The 18,460-nt window shown below is 69.8% G+C and carries 18 protein-coding genes; 14 read left to right on the top strand and 4 right to left on the bottom strand.

Features of this window, described 5'->3' with window-relative positions:
- The 11 genes from AC1HC7_RS16505 to AC1HC7_RS16555 form a co-directional block, all read left to right on the top strand.
- Window positions 1-687, top strand: a 687-nt coding sequence (locus AC1HC7_RS16505) for a hypothetical protein (RefSeq protein WP_479499231.1), incomplete at its 5' end; no start/stop codon positions are given.
- Between the two features lie 70 nt (window positions 688-757).
- Window positions 758-1,774 carry a hypothetical protein gene (locus AC1HC7_RS16510; protein ID WP_479495185.1) on the top strand — a complete coding sequence of 339 codons (1,017 nt, stop codon included), beginning with the start codon at window positions 758-760 and terminating at the stop codon, window positions 1,772-1,774.
- A gap of 14 nt (window positions 1,775-1,788) precedes the next feature.
- On the top strand, window positions 1,789-4,347 hold the full coding sequence (locus tag AC1HC7_RS16515) for a molybdopterin-dependent oxidoreductase (protein WP_479495184.1): 2,559 nt from the start codon (window positions 1,789-1,791) through the stop codon (window positions 4,345-4,347).
- Window positions 4,348-4,368: 21 nt separating this feature from the next.
- Window positions 4,369-5,043 (top strand): 4Fe-4S dicluster domain-containing protein, encoded by a 675-nt coding sequence (locus AC1HC7_RS16520; protein WP_479495183.1) that lies wholly within the window; start codon window positions 4,369-4,371, stop codon window positions 5,041-5,043.
- Window positions 5,033-5,779: a TorD/DmsD family molecular chaperone gene (locus AC1HC7_RS16525; RefSeq protein ID WP_479495182.1), complete on the top strand. Its 747-nt coding sequence runs from the start codon at window positions 5,033-5,035 to the stop codon at window positions 5,777-5,779. Before AC1HC7_RS16520 ends, AC1HC7_RS16525 begins: the two co-directional genes overlap by 11 nt.
- A 1-nt stretch (window position 5,780) precedes the next feature.
- Window positions 5,781-6,809 (top strand): 4Fe-4S dicluster-binding protein, encoded by a 1,029-nt coding sequence (locus AC1HC7_RS16530; RefSeq protein ID WP_479495181.1) that lies wholly within the window; start codon window positions 5,781-5,783, stop codon window positions 6,807-6,809.
- A complete protein-coding gene (locus AC1HC7_RS16535) occupies window positions 6,806-8,797 on the top strand; it encodes a sensor histidine kinase (RefSeq protein ID WP_479499232.1) in 1,992 nt (663 codons plus the stop codon). Before AC1HC7_RS16530 ends, AC1HC7_RS16535 begins: the two co-directional genes overlap by 4 nt.
- Window positions 8,794-10,167: a sigma-54-dependent transcriptional regulator gene (locus AC1HC7_RS16540; RefSeq protein WP_479495179.1), complete on the top strand. Its 1,374-nt coding sequence runs from the start codon at window positions 8,794-8,796 to the stop codon at window positions 10,165-10,167. Before AC1HC7_RS16535 ends, AC1HC7_RS16540 begins: the two co-directional genes overlap by 4 nt.
- 117 nt (window positions 10,168-10,284) lie before the next feature.
- A complete protein-coding gene (locus AC1HC7_RS16545; protein WP_479495178.1) occupies window positions 10,285-11,331 on the top strand; it encodes an ABC transporter substrate-binding protein in 1,047 nt (348 codons plus the stop codon).
- Window positions 11,321-12,181 carry an ABC transporter permease gene (locus AC1HC7_RS16550; RefSeq protein WP_479495177.1) on the top strand — a complete coding sequence of 287 codons (861 nt, stop codon included), beginning with the start codon at window positions 11,321-11,323 and terminating at the stop codon, window positions 12,179-12,181. Before AC1HC7_RS16545 ends, AC1HC7_RS16550 begins: the two co-directional genes overlap by 11 nt.
- Window positions 12,178-12,894, top strand: a complete 717-nt coding sequence (locus AC1HC7_RS16555; RefSeq protein WP_479499233.1) for an ABC transporter ATP-binding protein — start codon at window positions 12,178-12,180, stop codon at window positions 12,892-12,894. Before AC1HC7_RS16550 ends, AC1HC7_RS16555 begins: the two co-directional genes overlap by 4 nt.
- A gap of 100 nt (window positions 12,895-12,994) precedes the next feature.
- On the opposite strand, the gene AC1HC7_RS16560 is transcribed toward AC1HC7_RS16555, so the two are convergent.
- On the bottom strand, window positions 12,995-14,230 hold the full coding sequence (locus AC1HC7_RS16560; protein ID WP_479499234.1) for a serine hydrolase domain-containing protein: 1,236 nt from the start codon (window positions 14,228-14,230) through the stop codon (window positions 12,995-12,997).
- A 118-nt stretch (window positions 14,231-14,348) separates the two neighbouring features.
- Here AC1HC7_RS16560 and AC1HC7_RS16565 point away from each other — a divergent pair, with 118 nt between their 5' ends.
- The 3 genes from AC1HC7_RS16565 (at window position 14,349) to AC1HC7_RS16575 (ending at window position 16,842) form a co-directional block, all read left to right on the top strand.
- On the top strand, window positions 14,349-15,155 hold the full coding sequence (locus AC1HC7_RS16565) for an endonuclease/exonuclease/phosphatase family protein (RefSeq protein WP_479495174.1): 807 nt from the start codon (window positions 14,349-14,351) through the stop codon (window positions 15,153-15,155).
- Between the two features lie 64 nt (window positions 15,156-15,219).
- Complete coding sequence (locus AC1HC7_RS16570; protein WP_479495173.1) at window positions 15,220-16,107, top strand: DMT family transporter; 888 nt, start codon at window positions 15,220-15,222, stop codon at window positions 16,105-16,107.
- A 36-nt stretch (window positions 16,108-16,143) separates the two neighbouring features.
- A complete protein-coding gene (locus AC1HC7_RS16575) occupies window positions 16,144-16,842 on the top strand; it encodes an SDR family NAD(P)-dependent oxidoreductase (RefSeq protein WP_479499235.1) in 699 nt (232 codons plus the stop codon).
- A gap of 114 nt (window positions 16,843-16,956) precedes the next feature.
- On the opposite strand, the gene AC1HC7_RS16580 is transcribed toward AC1HC7_RS16575, so the two are convergent.
- From AC1HC7_RS16580 to AC1HC7_RS16590, 3 genes are all read right to left on the bottom strand, one after another.
- On the bottom strand, window positions 16,957-17,688 hold the full coding sequence (locus tag AC1HC7_RS16580) for a metallophosphoesterase (RefSeq protein WP_479495171.1): 732 nt from the start codon (window positions 17,686-17,688) through the stop codon (window positions 16,957-16,959).
- Window positions 17,685-17,891: a hypothetical protein gene (locus AC1HC7_RS16585; protein ID WP_479495170.1), complete on the bottom strand. Its 207-nt coding sequence runs from the start codon at window positions 17,889-17,891 to the stop codon at window positions 17,685-17,687. Before AC1HC7_RS16585 ends, AC1HC7_RS16580 begins: the two co-directional genes overlap by 4 nt.
- A 58-nt stretch (window positions 17,892-17,949) precedes the next feature.
- Window positions 17,950-18,460: transposase (locus AC1HC7_RS16590; RefSeq protein ID WP_479499236.1), on the bottom strand; the 511-nt coding region annotated here is incomplete at its 5' end.

Consider the following 18,460-nt stretch of genomic DNA (forward strand, 5'->3'; position numbering starts at 1 on the left):
ATGTCCGGCATGGGCGGCATGTCCGGCATGGGCGGCATGTCCGGCATGTCCGGCATGGGCGGCATGTCCGGCATGAGCGGCATGTCCGGCATGGGCGGCATGTCCGGCATGGGCGGCATGTCCGGCATGAGCGGCATGAGCGGCATGGGCGGCATGTCCGGCATGGGCGGCATGTCCGGCATGGACGGCATGTCTGGCATGGGCGGTATGTCCGGCATGGGCGGCATGTCCGGCATGAGCGGCATGGGCGGCATGGGCGGCATGGGCGGCATGTCCGGCATGGACGGCCTGGGCGGCATGGGCGGCATGGGCGGCATGTCCGGCATGGACGGCATGTCTGGCATGGGCGGCATGTCTGGCATGGGCGGTATGTCCGGCATGGGCGGCATGGGCGGCATGTCTGGCATGTCTGGCATGGGCGGCATGTCCGGCATGGGCGGCATGAGCGGCATGGGCGGCATGAGCGGCATGGGCGGCATGTCTGGCATGGGCGGGTTCTCCGGGCAGGGCGGCGGCTGGTTCTGCACCCAGTGGACCGCGAAGGTCTCCTACCCGCGCGCGCCCTTCACCGGTCGCATGCGCGGCATGTCGGGAATGTCGGGAATGTCGGGCATGGGCGGCATGTCGGGAATGGGCGGCATGTCCGGCATGGGCGGCCAGACCTGGACCCCGCCGAAATCCAACTGATCCCCACCCCGCGCATGGGAGCGGCGCGCAAGCGCCGCTCCTCCCTGTCCGCCAGCCAGGAGTCCCCCATATGCGAAAGATCGAATCCCCGTTTGGGCGCCTTGCTCTCGCGGCGTTGTCCGCGGCATTCGCCGTCGCGGCGACCGCGCTGGGGGCCTCGGCATTCGCCACCGACCCGTCGCGCGCGCCGCTGGCCGCGACGACATCCTCCGGTTTCGTCGAGGGCGCGGCCATGCGCATGGCCGCCGCCGACGCCGACGCCGGCGGCGGCGCGGCCCGGACCGACGCGGCGACCGCCGATGCGCGCATCGCCGCCCTGCGCGCCGAAATCAACGGCCTCGACTACCAACGCGCCCGCTATCACCCGATCCATTTCCCACCGCGCATCAACGCGGCGACCAACGGCGAATGCCTGGTCTGCCATCAGGAAATCCTCGATCATGCGCCCCGCGACGCCGCCCCCGCCGGCGTGCCCGCGGACCAGACCATCGCCTGGTATCAGACGCTCGACACCTACGCGGGCGCACAGGCCAGCTTCCACTGGCGCCACCTGAAAAGCGATTTCGCGACTTCGGTGATGGCCCTCGAATGCGTGTTCTGCCACAAGGGCAGCGACCCGCGCGAGGAAAGCCCCGACATGATGCCCGGCCGCGCCCCCTTCGGCGCCGGCGCGACCCCCGAATTCACCCTGCGCAAGATGGTCAACCCGTCGACCACCTGCCTGCGCTGCCACGGCGCCATGCCGGATGTGGACGCGATCATGGGCATCGGCGCCCCCTGGCCCGAGGCCCGCGTCGATTTCGAGGACGAGGAAACCCCCAATGGCTGCCTCGCCTGCCACGCGGACATCCGCACCAACCGCCACAATGTCGACTATCTGAAGCCCGAGGCCATTGAGGCGGCGGCCCGGGCCGGCAGTTCGGACAGCTGTTACGGCTGCCATGGCGGGCGGCAGTGGTATCGCATCTCCTACCCCTACCCGCGCCACGCCTGGCCCGACATGGATGAGGAGATCCCCGAATGGGCGATCGGCCGCCCCACCGAATCCGACCCCGCCCATCAGCGCCCGCAAGCCGCGACCGAGTAACCGGAGGACCCCCCATGACCATCCTGAACCACCCGGACTCGCTCGCCGCGCTGTTCACCCGCACCCGGCGCGATTTTCTCAAATCCGCGGCGGCCACCGCAGCCCTGGGGCTGGCGGCGAGCGGCGCGCCCGAACGGGCCGAGGCCTTCGCCTACGAACCCCACCCCACCGACGACGAGCTCGAGACCGTGGTCACCTCCTGCGCCCATAACTGCGGCTCGCGCCACATGCTGGTGGCGCACAAGAAGGGCGACGTGATCGTGCGCCTGTCCACGGACAACGGGTCTTACGAGGGCGACGCCTACGGCACGGACAACGCCGACAGGCTGCAATTGCGCGCCTGCCTGCGCGGGCGCTCCTACCGCTCGCGGCTGTATTCGCCCGAACGCCTGCTCTACCCCATGAAGCGGGTCGGCAAGCGCGGCGAGGGCAAGTTCAAGCGGGTGAGCTGGAACCAGGCGCTCAGCGAGATCGCCGAGCGCATGGTGCATCTGAAGAACGCCTACGGCCCCACGGCGCTGCTGGATCAAAGCTATGCCGGGGCCTCCTACGGGGTGCTGCACAAATCCGATCAGGTCGAGGGCCTGCTGGGCCGGTTCCTCGGCATGTTCGGCTGCCGCACCAACAGCTGGTCGGTGCCGTCATACCAGGGCACGACCTTCAGTTCGCGCACCACCTTCGGCACCATTCAGGACGGCAACGAGGACGACGCCTACGCCCATTGCAAGCTGATCATCATGTGGGGCTGGAACCCGGCCTACACCTTCCATGGCGGCAACACGTTCTACTACATGCGCATGGCCAAGCAGCGCGGCTGCAAGTTCGTGATCATCGACCCGCAATACACCGACAGCGCCTCGGCCTACGACGCCTGGTGGATCCCGATCAGGCCCAACACCGACGCGGCGATGATGGCCGGCATGGCCTATCGCATCTTCGACGCCAACCAGCAGGACCAGGATTTCATCAACCGCTTCGTGCAGGGCATGGACCCGGGCACCATGCCCGACTGGGCGCGCGGGCAGGAAAGCTTTCGCGACTACATCTCGGGGGCGTCCGACGGCATTCCCAAGACCCCGCAATGGGCGGCGGATATCTGCGGCGTCTCGGCCGCGGACATCATCAAGCTCGCGGACATGTATTCCCAAACCAGGCCGGCGGCGCTGAAAGCCAGCTGGGCCCCGGGGCGCGCCGCCTTCGGCGAGCAATACAGCCGCATGGCCGCGGCGCTGCAGGCGATGACCGGCAATATCGGCGTCCTGGGCGGCTGCGCCGAGGGCGTGGGCAAATCCTGGCACGCCCATGGCGTCGCCTATCCCTATGACGAATACGCCAATGTCTGGTATGCGGCGATCAAGTCCGACCGCTGGGCGCATTGCGTGCTGAACTATCCCGACATCAGGCGCGAGGAGATCGGCCTCTGGCCCCGCAACGACCATCTGGACGGCGTGCCGCCGAATATCCGCGGCATCTTCTGGCAGGGCTCGGACTGGCTGAACCAGCTGACCAACATCAACAAGGAAATCGAGGCGATCCGCAAGCTCGACAGCTACGGCGAGGGCGAGAGCCTGCTGGTCTGCATGGACAGCACCATCACCCCCACCGGCATCTGGGCCGACTACCTGCTGCCCATCGCCACGCATTTCGAACGCCATGACGTGGCGCTGCCCTGGTACAAGGGCCACTACTACATCCACCGCCCCAAGGTCATCAATCCGATGGGCGAATCCAAATCCGACTTCCAGGTGTTCACCGAACTGGCCTACCGGCTCGGCTTCGGCCCCGGCTACAACCCGCGCGCCGATCGCAGCTATTTCGACAACCCGGACGCGGTGGACGAAAGCTACCTCATCGAATGGTGGGCCGGGGTGCAGCGCGACCAGGGCGTGCCGCTGAGCTGGGACCAGTTCAAGCGCCGCGGCGTCTACAAGTTCCGCTTCGACGAACCGCATGTGGCGTTTCGCGACCAGATCGAGAACGGCGCGCCCTTCGAAACCCCGTCCGGGCGGATCGAGATCTTCTCGACCACGCTGGCCCAGACCCCCGACTGGACCCGCACCCAATACGGCTATCACATCCCGGCGATCCCGAAATGGATCGAACCGTTCGAATCGCTGAACCATCCGAAGGCCAGCCGGTTCCCCTTCCACATGATCACCCCGCACCCGCGCTGGCGCACCCATTCGATCTACAACAACATCCCCTGGCTGCGCGAAACCTTCACGCAGGAAACCACGATCAACGCATCGGACGCGCGACGGCTCGGCATCAGGACCGGCGACGTGGTCGAGATCTGGAACGAGCGCGGCAAGGTCGTCACCCCGGTCTACGTCACCGAACGCTGCATGCCCGGCGTGGTGGTGCTGCATGAAGGGTCGTGGATGGACATCGACGAAAACGGCGTCGACCTGTCCGGCAACCCGGATTTCCTGACGCTGGACGCGCCCAGCCCGGCGGGGGCCTTCGCCTACAACACCATCCTCGTGGACATGAAGAAGACCGCGCTCGACCACCGGCCGGGCTGGGATCAGCTGTCCACGGCGCGCAGCCATGTTTTCCGCCGCGACCTTTAATCCGACATCGGGAGAGTTCAGATGGCCAATACGACCGATAAGGCCCGGATCAAAGCCGCGGCGCTGAAGCGCAAGCGCGAAGGCTACACCCCGGTGACGCCGGACCTGCAGATGGGCTTCATCCACAACAACGTGGACTGCATCGGCTGCCGCGCCTGCGAAATCGCCTGCAAGGACAAGAACGGGCTTGCCGCCGGGCCGCGTTTTCGCCGGGTGCAGTATATCGAGGGCGGGGTGTTTCCCGACGTGTTCGCCTTCAAGGTCAACATGTCCTGCAACCATTGCGCGGAACCGGCCTGCCTGCCCGCCTGCCCCACCGGCGCGATCTGGAAACGCCAGTCCGACGGCATCGTCGACATCGACGCGACGCTGTGCATCGGCTGCCGCAAATGCGAGGCCGCCTGCCCCTTCGGCGCGCCGCAATTCGACCCCGAGGAAAACGTGGTCAAGAAATGCAACATGTGCGTGGACGAACAGGACGCCGGGCGCAAACCCTATTGCGTCGCCGCCTGCATGATGCGGGTGCTCGACGTGGGCCCCATCGACCAGCTGCGCGACGGCACGTTCCAGACCACCGCGCGCGGCCCCAACGACCGCATCGTGCGGCAGGTGAAAAGCATGGCCGACCCGGACCTCACCAACCCCTCGATCGTGTTCATCCCGCATTCCAAGGGGGCGGTGGACGATGCCGGATGATCCCGCGACGCAGCGCGTCGAGGCGGCGCGCCTCGCCCTGTCCCTGATCATCCGCCTGCATGACCGCGAAGCGGACGCGGCGCTGATCGACGGCCTGCGCGCCATGGAGGCGGGCGAATTCTTCGCCGCCTTCCTTCCGGATGGCGAAGCTGGCGTCGCCGCGGATTTCGACGCCGCGGTCGCGGCCTTGCCGGCGCCGCTGGACCCGGCGACCGGCGACGCGCTGGCGGCGGAATACGCCGATGTCTACCTCACCCATGGCTACCGGCTGGCGCCCACGGGCTCGGTCTGGCTCACCGAGGACCATCTGGAACGCCAGCAGCCCATGTTCGCGGTGCGCGAATGGTATGAGCATTACGGGTTTTCGGCCCCCGACTGGCGCCTGCGCTCGGATGATCACATCGTGCACGAACTGCAATTCGTCGAGGCGCTGCTGGCGCTTGGCCATGACACCGCGCTCAGCGACGCGGCGCGGTTCATGGACCGGCACCTGCTGGTCTGGGTCCCGGAATTCTGCGCCCTGATGGGCGCGCGCTGCCGCCTGCCCTTCATGGCCGCCTCGGCGCGGCTCACCGGCGCGTTTCTCGACGCCCTGCGCGACCTGCTCGAAGACCTGACCGGCGAGGCCCGCTGGCGCCCCGAGGACAGGGTGCAGCCCTATTCGAGCGCCGAATTCGAGGCCGACATGGCGACGGAGACCGCCGCCTATGTGCCCGGAGTCGCCGAAAGCTGGTGACATGACCCCGCGCCCAACGCCGCCCGCGCCGGTCATCGACCCGGATCGCTGCGTGCGCGGCGCGCTGCTGGCGGTCAGCTGCGCCGCCTGCGCCGAGGCCTGCCCGAGCGCCGCGCTGACCCTGAACCCCGACGGCGATCTGACGCTGGACGCCGGGGCCTGCACCGGCTGCGGCGCCTGCGCGGCGGCCTGCGGCGAGGGCGCGGCGACCATCGCCAACCCGCCGCCCGCGCCGACCGACGGGGGCCTGCTGCTGATCTGCCACCGCCACCCCGCCGCCGCACGGGGCGGGGCGCGGTCCTGCGTTCACGGCCTCGGGCTCGCCGATCTGGCGCGGCTGCACGGGCAGGGCGCGCGGCGCCTGGCGGTGGCGACCGGCGATTGCGCGGCCTGCGCGCTGCGCCCCGAAACCACGCTCGAACGCCGGGTCGCCGATTTCAACCGCCTCGCCCTGTCGCGCGGCCTGGCGCCGCTGGCCCCGGCCCCGGCCAGCCCGCGCGACCTGCGTCGCTGGCGCGACGCCCAGGCCCGCGGCGCCGCGCCCGACCCGTCGCGGCGCGCCTTCCTGCGCCGCCTCGCCGCCGCCCCGGCCCCGGCGCCGACGCCCCCCGACCCCGCCGATCTGGCGGCCTTCCAGCGCATCGGCGCCAGGACCACCACCCCCGCCGACCGGCTGTTCGCCCATGTCCCGCGCATCGACCCCGACCGCTGCGCCGGCTGCGATTCCTGCACCCGGGTCTGTCCGCACGGGGCATTGACCTTGGTCAATTACGCCGATGAAGAACTGGCCTATGAAACCGATGCCGCGCTTTGCACCGGCTGCGGCCTCTGCGCTGATGTCTGTGACGTCGATGCCGTCGAGGTGACTGCCATGGCCCCCTCCAGCGATGCGATCGCGCTGACCGGTTTTCGCTGCCGCGCCTGCGGCGCGACGCAGCACGCCCCCGGCCGCGCGCCGCCGGGCAACGGCCTTTGCCGCATCTGCGCCCGCGCCAACCACCACGAGCGGCTGTTCGTGGTGCTGGAATGAACGCACCCCCAGCCGCCCCCCCAGCCGCCCCCCCAACCGCGCCGCCCGCCGCCCTGCGCCGCTGGGTCGGGGCCAGCCTGCAGCGCAAGATCGCGCTGGCCAGCGGCGCGCTGCTGACGCTGGTCTCGGTGGTCTTCCTGTTCCTGGTCAGCGGATTCTACCAGCAGCGCCTGATCGACCAACACGCCCGCGGCTCGCTGCAGGTGAACCGGCTGCTGCAGGCCTCGCTGGAAAACGCCATGCTCAAGCGCGACATCCCCGGGCTGCAGCGCATCCTGCGCGACCTCGGCGCGCAGCCGGGGATCAACGCCGCCATGATCCTCAACCCCGATCTGAAGGTGCGCTTTTCCGCCGACCCGGCGCGGCTGAACGAAAGCTTCGCCGACCCGCTCGCCGCCCGCGCCCTGCGGGCCCGGACGCCGCAGGCGCAATACATGCGCGACGCCAGCGGGCGCGAGGTGCTGCGCAGCGTCAACCCGGTGCGCAACCGGACCCAATGCGGCATGTGCCACGGCCCGGTGGCCCAGCGCCCGGTCAACGGCCTGCTGGTCATCGACTACGACGCCGGGCTGATCCAGGCCGAGGCCCGTTCCTCGACCCTGAAGCTGGCGGCGATCGGCGGCGGCGTCATCCTGCTGCTGGGCGCCGGGCTGTGGCTGGCGCTGTGGCGGGTGGTGATCGCGCCGCTCGAACGCCTGACCCAGGCCGCCGGCGCGCTGCGCGCTGGGCGGCTCGACACCCGTGTCGCGGTGATCGGCGATGACGAGATCGCCCAGCTCGGGCGCGGCTTCAACCGCATGGCCGCGGACCTGCAGGCCAGCCTCGCCCGCCTGCGCCAGTCCGAGGATTTCCTGCAAGGCGTCATCGACGCCATCCCCGACGGCATCCGCGTCATCGACGGCGATTACCGCGTGCTGAAGGCCAATGCCGGGTATTGCCGCATGGTCGGGCAGAGCATGGAGCAGGTGCTCGCCGCCCCCTGCCACCGGTCCAGCCACCGGCGCGACGCGCCGTGCCCGCACACGCTGATCTGCTGCCCGCTGGCCGAACTGCATCGCCCCGGGGCCAGCGCGCAGCTGACCTGCCGGGACACCTTCGTCGGCGCCGACGGGAAGGACCTGTTCACCGAAATCTCCGCCGCCCGGGTCGATCTCGCGCTCGACGGCGAAATCCGCTCCTGCGTCATCGAATCCATTCGCGATCTGGACATGCAGGCGCAATATTCCCAGCAGCAGCGGCTGTCCGAAATCGGTTTGCTGGCGGCGGGGGTGGCGCATGAGATCTTCAACCCCCTGTCCTCGATCGACCTCGGGCTGAACGCGCTGCATTCGGAACTGGACGAACGCCTGGGCGAAAAGGAGGCGCGCTACATGGAGATGATCCGCGCCGAGGTGCAGAACTGCATCAAGATCACCGATTCGCTGCTGATGCTCTGCGCCCCTCCCGGCACGCCGGAAAGCCTGGTCACGCTGTCGGTCGCCGCCGCCGAGGTGCTGGCGCTGCTGGCCTACGAGGCGCAATCGCGCGACGTGCGCTTTGAAACCGACATCGCCCCGGATCTGCGGGTGCTCGCCGCGGACAGCGACATCCGCATGCTGGTGGCCAACCTGTCGCTGAACGCCATCCACGCCATGCCCGAGGGCGGCGTGCTGCGGGTGCGCGCGCGGCGCATCCCCCCGGGCGCCGGCGCGCCGGGCGACGCGACATCCGCCATCGAACTGGAATTCGCCGATCAGGGGGTGGGCATCGCACCCGCCGACATCGACAACATCTTCATGCCGTTCTGGTCGCGGCGGGCCGACAGCACCGCCGGGCGCGGGCTTGGCCTGTCGATCGTCAAATCCATGCTGGAGCGCATCGGCGCGACCATATCCGTGCGCAGCGCCCCGGGCGAGGGCAGCCGTTTCGTCATCCGCTTCGCCGACGCCGACGCCGACGCCGCCCGCAACGACAACGCCGCCCGCCATGTCCGGGAGACCCGCCCATGACCGCCGCCGACATGGCGCCCCCCCGCCGCCGGGTGATGGTGATCGAGGACGACAGGACCCTCAACCTGCTGCTGCAGGACCAGCTCGAACGCATGGGGCTGGAAGCGCGCGGGGCCCTGTCGCGCGCCGAGGCGCTGGACATGCTGCGCGATTTCACCCCGGATCTGGCGATCCTCGACCTGCGCCTCACCGACGCCGACGGGCTGCGTTTCCTGCCCGAACTGCGCGAATACTGCGCGGTGATGATCCTCACCGCCCACGGCTCCATCGACCGCGTGGTGCAGGCGGTGCGCGGCGGGGCCTGCGACTTTCTGGTCAAGCCGGTGTCGCCCCACAGTCTGGAACTGGCGCTGAACCGGGTGTTCGAAACCGCCGCGCTGAAACGCGACCTCGCCTTCTGGCAGGTGCAGGCGGAACGCGAATCCAATTTCAACCTGGTCGGCGTCAGCCCGGAAATGGCCGAGACGCGCCGCCTGATCCAGCTGTTCGCCAATGCCCAGACGCCGGTGCTGATCAGCGGCGAAAGCGGCGTCGGCAAGGGGTTCGTCGGCGGCGCCCTGCACCGCCAGAGCCCGCGCGCCAACGGCCGCTTCATCGCCGTGGACTGCGCCGCCGACCTGAGCGCCGCCGACCTGTTCGGGCGCGCCGGCGACGCGCGCGGCGACGCGCGCGGCGCGGGCCTGATCGCCGCCGCCGAGAACGGCACGCTGTTTCTCAACGACATCGACCGCATGGACCCGGACCTGCAGGCCAAGCTGCTGCGGGTGATCGAGACCGGCAGCTACCGCCCGCGCGAGGGCGCCGGCATCCTGCGCACCTCGACCCGATTTCTCGCCGCCAGCGGCGTGGATCTGGAGGATCTGGCCAGGATCGGGCGTTTCCGCAGCGAACTCTACTACCATTTCGCCGCCTTCACGATCCACATCCCGGCGCTGCGCGAACGCAAGGCCGACATCGCGCCGCTGGCGGAGAATTTCCTCGCCAATCGCAGCTTCCATCGCGGCGTCGACAAGGTCCTGCCGCCCGAAAGCCTCGCCGCCCTGACCGCCCATGACTGGCCCGGCAACCTGCGCGAATTGCGCAACGCGGTGGAGCGCGGGGTGATCATGTCCGCCGGCGCGCGCGAGGTGGCGCCCGCGGACATGGCCCTGCCCAGCGCCGGCGACGGCGACGCGGCCGACCCCGAGACCGGCGTCACCCTGCGATTCGATCACGCGCCGGCGCTTGACGAGATCCGCGACGTCTATGTGCGCCTGCTGCTGAAAAGCCATGGCGGCAACCGCAAGAAGATCGCCGAGACCCTCGGCATGAGCGAGCGCAACACCTATCGCCTGCTCAACAAGCTGAACGCCGAGGCCGAGCGCCCCTGAGCGCCGCCCGGCCCGCCCCGCCCCGGCCCGACCGGCCCCGGCGCCGGCCTCGCCGAAAGGTCCGGTTTGACGGGCGCCGGCTTACGCCCCATTCTGCTGGCGATCCCGGAGGACAGCATGACGCCCAACGCCCCGAACCCGATCCCCAAAGCCCCCGCCGCCCTGCTCGCCGCCCTGCTGGTCGCAATGCTGGTCGCCGCCCCGATCGCAGCCCCGATTGCGGCGCTGACCCTGATCGCGCCCCGCGCCATGGCCGCCGAAAACCCGGCGCTGCGCGTCGCGGTGCTGAAATTCGGCACTGTCAACTGGCTGATGAGCGCCATCGCCGACAACCGGTTGGACGCGGCCGAGGGCTACCGGCTCGACGTGCTGGCGCTGGCCGGCAAGCCCGCCACCGGCATCGCCTTTCAGGCCGGCGACGCCGATGTCATCGTCACCGACTGGATGTGGTCCCAGCAGCGGCGCGACAAGGGGCTCGACCTGCGCTTCGCCCCCTATTCCGTGGCGCTGGGGGCGCTGATGACCAATGGCGCGGTGCGCGACCTGTGCGACCTCAAGGGCCGCAAGGTCGGCGTGGTGGGCGGCGAGTCCGACAAAAGCTGGATCGTCTACCGCACCCTGGCGCGGCGCGATTGCGGCTTCGACCTCGCCGCCGAAACCGAGACGATGTTCGGCGCGCCGCCGCTGATGGCGCGCCAACTCGACACCGGCGCCGTCGACGCGGTGTCCACCTTCTGGCACTGGGCCGCGCGCATGGAGGCCAGGGGCAAGACCCGCCTGCTCGGCGTCGACGAGGCCATGGCGGCGCTCGGCATCGCCCCCGCGCCGCCGCTGATCGGCTTCGTCTGGGACGCGGGGCGCAGCGACCCGCGGGTGCTGGCGGCGTTCCTGCGTTCGGTGACGGCGGCGCAGGCGCTGCTGCGCGAAAGCGACGCGGAATGGGACCGGCTGCGCCCGAAGATGAAAGTGAAAGGCGACGCCGAATTCATCGCCCTGCGCGACCGTTTCCGCGCCGGCATGGTGGAAGGCTGGACCCCGGCGCACATGACCTCGGCGCGCAAGCTGCACGCCCTGCTGGTGCAATACGGCGGCGCCCGCTACGCCGCCGGCGGCGGCGCGCTCGACGCGGAGGGCTTCGCGCCGCCGGGCGACGATGGCCGATGACGCCCCGCCCCGGCCGGCGCGGGACTCGGCGCCGCGCCTGACGCCGACCGCCGACCCGATCCAGCCCCCCGCCCCTGGCGAAATCGACGTCCCCGCGCCCCCGTCCGGGGGCGGGCGGCTCGGCTGGACCCTGGCCTCGCTCGCCGGCTTCGTGCTGGTCTGGGCGCTGATCGCCGCCCTGATCGGATCGGAGGAGCTGCCCGGCCCGGTCGCGGTCTGGCAGGCGTTCCTGGCGCAGGCCCGCACCGAGAATTATTTCATGCATCTGGGCGCGACCCTGGCCCGCGTCGCCGCCGCCTTCCTGCTGTCCATGACCATCGGCTCGGCCATCGGCCTGGCGCTCGGCATGAACCAGCGCGCCGACAGGGCCTTTGGCGGCTGGCTGGTGCTGTTCCTCAACCTGCCGGCGCTGGTGACCATCATCCTCTGCTACGTCTGGTTCGGGCTCACCGAGACCGCCGCCGTCGCCGCCGTCGCCGTCAACAAGATCCCCAACGTCGCCGCCACCCTGCGCGAGGGCGGCCGCGCGCTGTCCAGGGACTACGCCGAAATGGCCGCGATCTACCGGCTGGGCCGGCTCGCGCGCCTGCGCCACGTGATCCTGCCCCAGCTCACCCCCTATTTCGCCGTCGCCGCGCGCAACGGGCTGGCGCTGGTGTGGAAGATCGTGCTGGTGGTGGAGCTGCTGGGCCGCCCCAACGGGGTCGGCTTCCAGCTGCACGTGTATTTCCAGCTGTTCGACGTCGCCACCATCCTCGCCTACGCCTTCGGCTTCATCATCGTCGCCCAGGCCATCGAATTGCTGATCCTCGAGCCCTGGGAACGCCGCGCCGGACGGTGGCGGCGATGAGCGGCTTTCGCATCGAGCTGACCCGCAAGGCCTTCGCCGGGCGCGCGGTGCTCGGCGCCGTCAGCCTGCGCATCCCGCCCGGCGAACGGGTGGCGCTGCTGGGGCGCTCGGGGCTGGGCAAATCCACGCTGCTGTCGATGATCGCCGGCATCGACCGCGATTTCGAAGGCCGGATCGAACGCCCCGAGGGCCGCATCGCCATGGTGTTCCAGAGCCCGCGCCTGCTGCCCTGGCGCAGCCTGGCCGAAAACATCGCCGTCATCCCCGGATCCGGCGGCATGGCGCGGGCGCGCGAATTGCTGGCCGAGGTCGGGCTGGGCGAGGCGGCGGACCTGCACCCCGAACGGGTGTCCCTGGGCATGCAGCGCCGGGCGGCGCTGGCGCGCGCCCTGTCGGTGGACCCGGCGGCGATCCTGATGGACGAACCCATGACCTCGCTCGACCCCGCCTCCGCCGCCGCCATGCGTCGCCTGCTGATCGCGGCGCTGGAGCGCACCGGCGCCATCGGGCTGATCGCCACCCATGACCGGCGAGAGGCCCTGGCCATGGCCGATCGCATCCTGATGCTGGACGGGCGCCCGGCGCGGATCGTCTCGGACCGGCGCTCGCCGCTGGACCGGCAGGCCCGCGCCGACCCCCGCGCCGTTGAATCGCTGCATGCCGAATGGTTTGGCGACCCCGGCGCCCCCGACGCACCCGGCGACGCGGCGTGACCCGGGCTGGATCTGCGCGGCAGAGCGGTCAAGGCCTCGACGATGCCCCCCCGGCCCCGGTTTTCCGGACTGCGCCGCAAGACCGGCCCGGCGCCCCGTTTCATCGCCCCGCCTGGGGGTTGGTCAGCGACGAATAGACCAGCGCGCGCATCTCCTTGCGGTTGGGATAGCTCGACGAGGGCGTCAGCTGGGTGACGAAGATCGCCGTCATCTCCAGCGCCGGATCGACCCAGAACATGGTCGAGGCCAAGCCCCCCCAGCCGTAATCCCCGGCGCTCGACGCGGTCTTGGCCAGCGCCGGATCCAGCGTCACCGCCACCCCGAGCCCGAACCCCACGCCGTCGAAGCTCACCTCGGAAAACACCGGCTGGCCCATGGCGGCGAGATCGCCGCGCAGCGCGTTCGCGGTCATCAGCGCAACCGTCGCCGGGGCCAGCAGCCGCACGTCGCCAAGCGCCCCGCCGCCGCGCAGCATCTCGGCGAAGCGCAGATAGTCCCGCGCCGTGGACAGCAGCCCGCCGCCGCCGGAATGCTGGCGCACCCGCCCGGCGCGATAGACGCTGTCGCCCGGCGCGTCCGACAGCGCCATGGGGTCGTCATCGGTCCGCGCGTAGCAGGCGGCGAGCCGGTCGAGCCGGTCGTCGGCGATCTCGAACCCGGTGTCCTCCATGCCCAGCGGGTCCAGGATCCGCGCCTGCATGAAGCGGTCCAGCCGCTGCCCCGACACCACCTCGATCACCCGCCCGAGCACATCCGTGGACACCCCGTAATTCCAGCGCGACCCCGGCTCGAACCCCAGCGGCAATGCCGCCAGCCGCCGGACGGAGTCGGCCAGATCGCCGCTCTTGTCCGAAAAGTTCACCCCGCGCGCCCGCATTTCGGCGGCCAGCGCCCCGTCATTGAAGCCATAGGTGAACCCCGAGGTGTGGGTCAGCAGGTGGTGCAGCGTCAGCCGGGTCTGCGCCGGGCGGGTCTGGTCGATGGCGCGCGCCCCCGGGATCAGCGCCTGCATGCCCGCCATTTCCGGCAGGATCGCGTCCAGCGGCGTGTCGAGATGGCATTGCGCATCCTCGAACAGCATCAGCAGCGCCACCGTGGTCAGCGGCTTGGTCATGGAATAGATGCGCAGAATCGTGTCGCGCTCCCATGGCAGGCCGCGCGCGACGTCGCGCCGCCCGACCCAGTCGTGATGCGCGATCCGCCCGCGCCGGGCGATCAGCACCTGGGCGCCCGGGTAGCGCCCCGCATCGACCCAGCGCTGCATCCAGGGCCGGAACCGCATCAGCCGCCGCCGGTCGAACCCCAGGGTCTCGGGGTCGTCAGCCTGATCGAACATGAGGTTTCCTGTCGCTTTAGAGGTTGCAATGCCCGGGCGGCGCCTGCTTTGTCGGGGGCGGGCCCAACCTGCAACATGATCGCGCCGCGGGCAATCCGCGACCTCTGAGGAACCTGCGATGACCACCAACACCGACAAGCGGCTGCGCGCGCTCACCTGGAACGTCTGGTGGCGCTTCGGCCCGTGGCAGGACCGCCAGCCCGCCATCGCCGCCACGCTGCGCGCCGTCGACGCCGACGTGATCGCGCTGCAGGAGGTCTGGGCCGACGGGACCGCCAACCACGCCGCCGAACTGGCGTCCATGCTCGGCTATCACCACGTCTACGCCCAGTCGATGGAGATGAACGGCCTCGGCTTCGGCAACGCCATCCTGTCGCGCTGGCCGATCGCCGACACCGAGACCGTCGAGCTGTTCGGCCATGCCGAAACCGAAGAACGCCGCGTCGCCCTGTTCGCCGAAATCGACGGGCCGCGCGGCAAGATACCGATGTTCTGCACGCATCTGAACTGGAAACACCAGCACAGCCATATCCGCCAGCGCCAGGTGGCGGACGTGGCCCGCCTCGCGGCCCGCCATTCCCGGCGCAACTTCCCCCCCGTGCTGTGCGGCGATTTCAACGCCGAGCCCATGTCCGAGGAAATCCGCATGCTCAGGGGCCTGACCACCTGCCCGGTCGAGGATCTGTTCTTCCATGACGCCTGGGCCGTGGCGGGCGATGGCGGCCCCGGCCTGACCTGGGACAACCGCAACGCCCACGCGGCGCTGGAATGCGAACCGGACCGGCGCATCGACTACCTGTTCGTCGGCGCCGCGCGCGCGCGCAGGCTCGGTCATGTGCTCAAGGCCCGGCTGGTCGGCGACGCGCCCGTGGACGGGGTCTGGCCCAGCGACCACATCGCCGTGCTGGCCGAGCTGAAATATTGACCCGCGCCCCCGGCCCCGGCGCCGGCGCCAGCGCAGCCCGGCCAGCCGCGCACGCCGCCGCGCCATGATCCAGGCGCTGTATCGAACCCCGGTCGCGATCCTGCCGCTGGTGGCGCTGATGTGGGCCTCCAACGCCATCATCGCCCAGCTCGCCGTGGGCGAAATCCCGCCCTTCGCGCTGGTGTTCCTGCGCTGGGCCATGGTCGCCGCCGCCATGCTGGCGCTGTACGGGCGCGAATTGCGCGCCCACTGGCCGGCGATCCGCGCCCGCATGGGGCTGATGGCGCTGATGTCGGTCTGCGGCTTCACGGTGTTCAACAGCCTGTTCTACGTGGCCTCGGCCCATACCAGCGGCATCAACATGGGCATCCTGCAAGGCGCCATCCCGATGATGGTCATGCTTGGCGCCTTCTTCGCCTATGGCGACCGGATCACCGCGACGCAGGCGGTCGGCGTCGCCCTGACGCTGGTCGGCGTGGCGACGGTGGCCAGCCAGGGCGATGTCGCCAGGCTGGCCGCGCTCGCGATCAACGAAGGCGACCTGCTGATGCTGCTGGCGGTGGCCTTCTACGCCATCTACACCGTGGCCCTGCGCGCCCGCCCCGACGTGCCCGGGGTGGTGCTGTTCGCCTTCTTCGCCGTCGTCGCCGCGATCTCGGCCGCGCCGCTGGCGATCTGGGAAATCACGCAGCCCGGCTACCAGTGGCCCACCGTCGCCGGCTGGGGGTTGACGCTGCTGGTGGCGGTGTTCCCCTCCTGCTTCGCGCAGATCCTGTTCCTGCGCGGCGTCGACCTGATCGGCCCGGGGCGCGCCGGCGTCTACATCAACCTTGTGCCGATCTTCGCGGCGATCCTCGCCATCCTGATCCTGGGCGAAACCTTCGCCCTCTATCACGCCGTCGCGCTGGTCTGCGTGCTCGGCGGCATCTGGCTGGCCCAGCGGTCGCAGTGACCCACGCGCTCCGGCGCCAAGGAAAGGACCTCTCCCATGTCTCATGATCGCGTGGCGCTGATATCAGGCGCCAACCGGGGCATCGGCGCCGCCGTGGCGCAACGCCTGCTGGCAAACGGCTGGCGCGTCAGCCTCGGCATGCGCCGCCCGGCGCGCCCCGACTGGGCCCCGGACCCTGCGCGCGCCCATATGTTCGCCTATGACGCCGTCGCCGGGCTCGAACCCGCCTGGACCGGGGAGGCGCTCGCCGCCTTCGGGCGCATCGACGCCATCGTCGCCAATGCCGGAATCATCATCCCCGGTTCGCTGATCGAGGCCGAAGACGAGGCGCTCGACGCCATGCTGGAGGTCAACGTCAAGGCCCCGCGCCGGCTCGCCAAGGCGGCCTGGCCGGCGCTGACCGCGACCGGGGCCGGGCGGGTGGCGATCATCGCCTCGCTTTCGGGCAAGCGCGTGGCCTCGGCCGCGACCAGCCTCTATTCCATGTCCAAATTCGCCGCCGTCGCGCTGGCCCACGGGCTGCGGCACGAGGGTTGGGACCACGGCCTGCGCGCCACCGCCGTGTGCCCGGGCTTCGTCGCCACCGACATGGCGCGCAGCCTGACCGCAACGCCGGACGCGGACATGACCCAGCCCGAGGACGTGGCCCGCCTGGTCGAATTGGCCCTCGACCTGCCCAATTCGGCCAGCCTGGCCGAGATCTGCGTGAACTGCCGGGACGGCGATCAGTACTGACCCGACCGCAAACGCCAAGGCGCCCCGGCCGAACGGTCAGGCTGAACGCAGGGCCATGATCCATCGGGACCGCTCGGATCCGCGCCCGACCCGCGCCCGCCCCACGCCCGAACGTCAGGGCGCCAGGTCCATGCGAGTCAACGTCGCAACACCAGACCGGATCTGCGCTGGCAGGGCATTCAGATCAACTTCCGTTTGGAAATCGGGGGCGCGAAGAGCCATGATCTTCACCGGACCGTCATCGGGAAATTCCAGCAAGGTGAAACTGTTCAGACCGGTTCGCGTGTCTCCGATCGGTTTGCGGGCGCCGCCGCCAAGATTGGCCTGCGAGATGTAAAGAACGCCGTCCTTCTTCGCCGGATAATGGGCATGATGACGCCCCGACAGGCGCATCAGAACGCCGGTGCGCTGAAAAAGCGATTCCAGAACGGGATCGCCGAAAGCCGAGGCGTCATGGTTTCCGGGCGTCACCGCAAAGGGGATTCCAGCCGCTTCCAGCCGGTCGCTGACCACGGCGTGAAAGGCGATCCACATGGCGCGGATCTCGGCGCCTGAAAGATGCGGGCGGCGCTGCCCGGCAACCATGTCTCCGGTGGAAATCACCAGATCCGGGTTCAGCAAAATGATCCGGTCGATCGCCCGCGTGATACGCGGATCATATGACGTGGACCCGTATGATCCGTTCAGATCGGAAATCACCACCACCCGCAGCGGTTCGGCCAAGGCCGACCCCGCCCATAGGCACAGGGCCAGAACGAATGCCGGAAACCGCTCAGGACCGGTCACAGGGCGCGCTTTCAGGTTCAGCCCGGCCCGTTTCGAAGAAGACTCTCGGCTGAAGATCAAACAGCAAGATCCCTGGCGTTCTGGCGGTCCTTGCGCCCCTTGGCCAGCCCATCGGCGATCGCATCGATCAGCGGCTTTTCGGATCGCAGCGCAAGAAAAGCGGGGGTTTTCTGAAAATCTACGTTCCGCCCCTTGCCCCAGCCCGACGCCCTCGTGCCGTTGATCTCGGATGCATAGCGATGGCCGGGGCTCAACAAGAGCACGCCGAATAGGTCACGTCCGTCAAGGTGGTGTAATTTGTCGGATGGCCTGAAGTCATGATCAGGCGGCTTGGGTCGTGATGCCGAGAATGGGATCGGTCTCCTCGTTGTCGATCTGGGCGAAGGCCTCGACCTGCATGTAGCGGCTGGCGGTCTGCCATTCGTCGTTCTGTTCGAACAGCACGGCGCCGATCAGGCGGGTGATGGAGGCCTCGTTGAGGAAGATCCCGACGACGTCGGCGCGGCGCTTGACCTCCTTGTTCAGGCGTTCGATCGGGTTGGCGCCGCGCAGCTTGGCGCGGTGCTGGCGCGGGAAGGCCATGCAGGCCAGCACGTCGTGTTCGCTGTCGTCCATGAGATCGGCCAGCTTGGGCCAGCGGGATCGGAGCCGGTCGGCCACCCGGCGCCATGTCTCGCCGGCCTGTTTGCGGTCGGGTTGATCGAAGGCCTGACGGATCGCGGCGGCGACGACGCTGTGCTGGCCGCGCGAGACGTGGGCCAGGGCGTGCCTCGTCCAGTGGACGCGACAGCGTTGCCAGGTGGCCTCGAACACGCGCTCTGTCGCCGCGCGC

This window comes from Oceanicella sp., assembly GCF_056449545.1.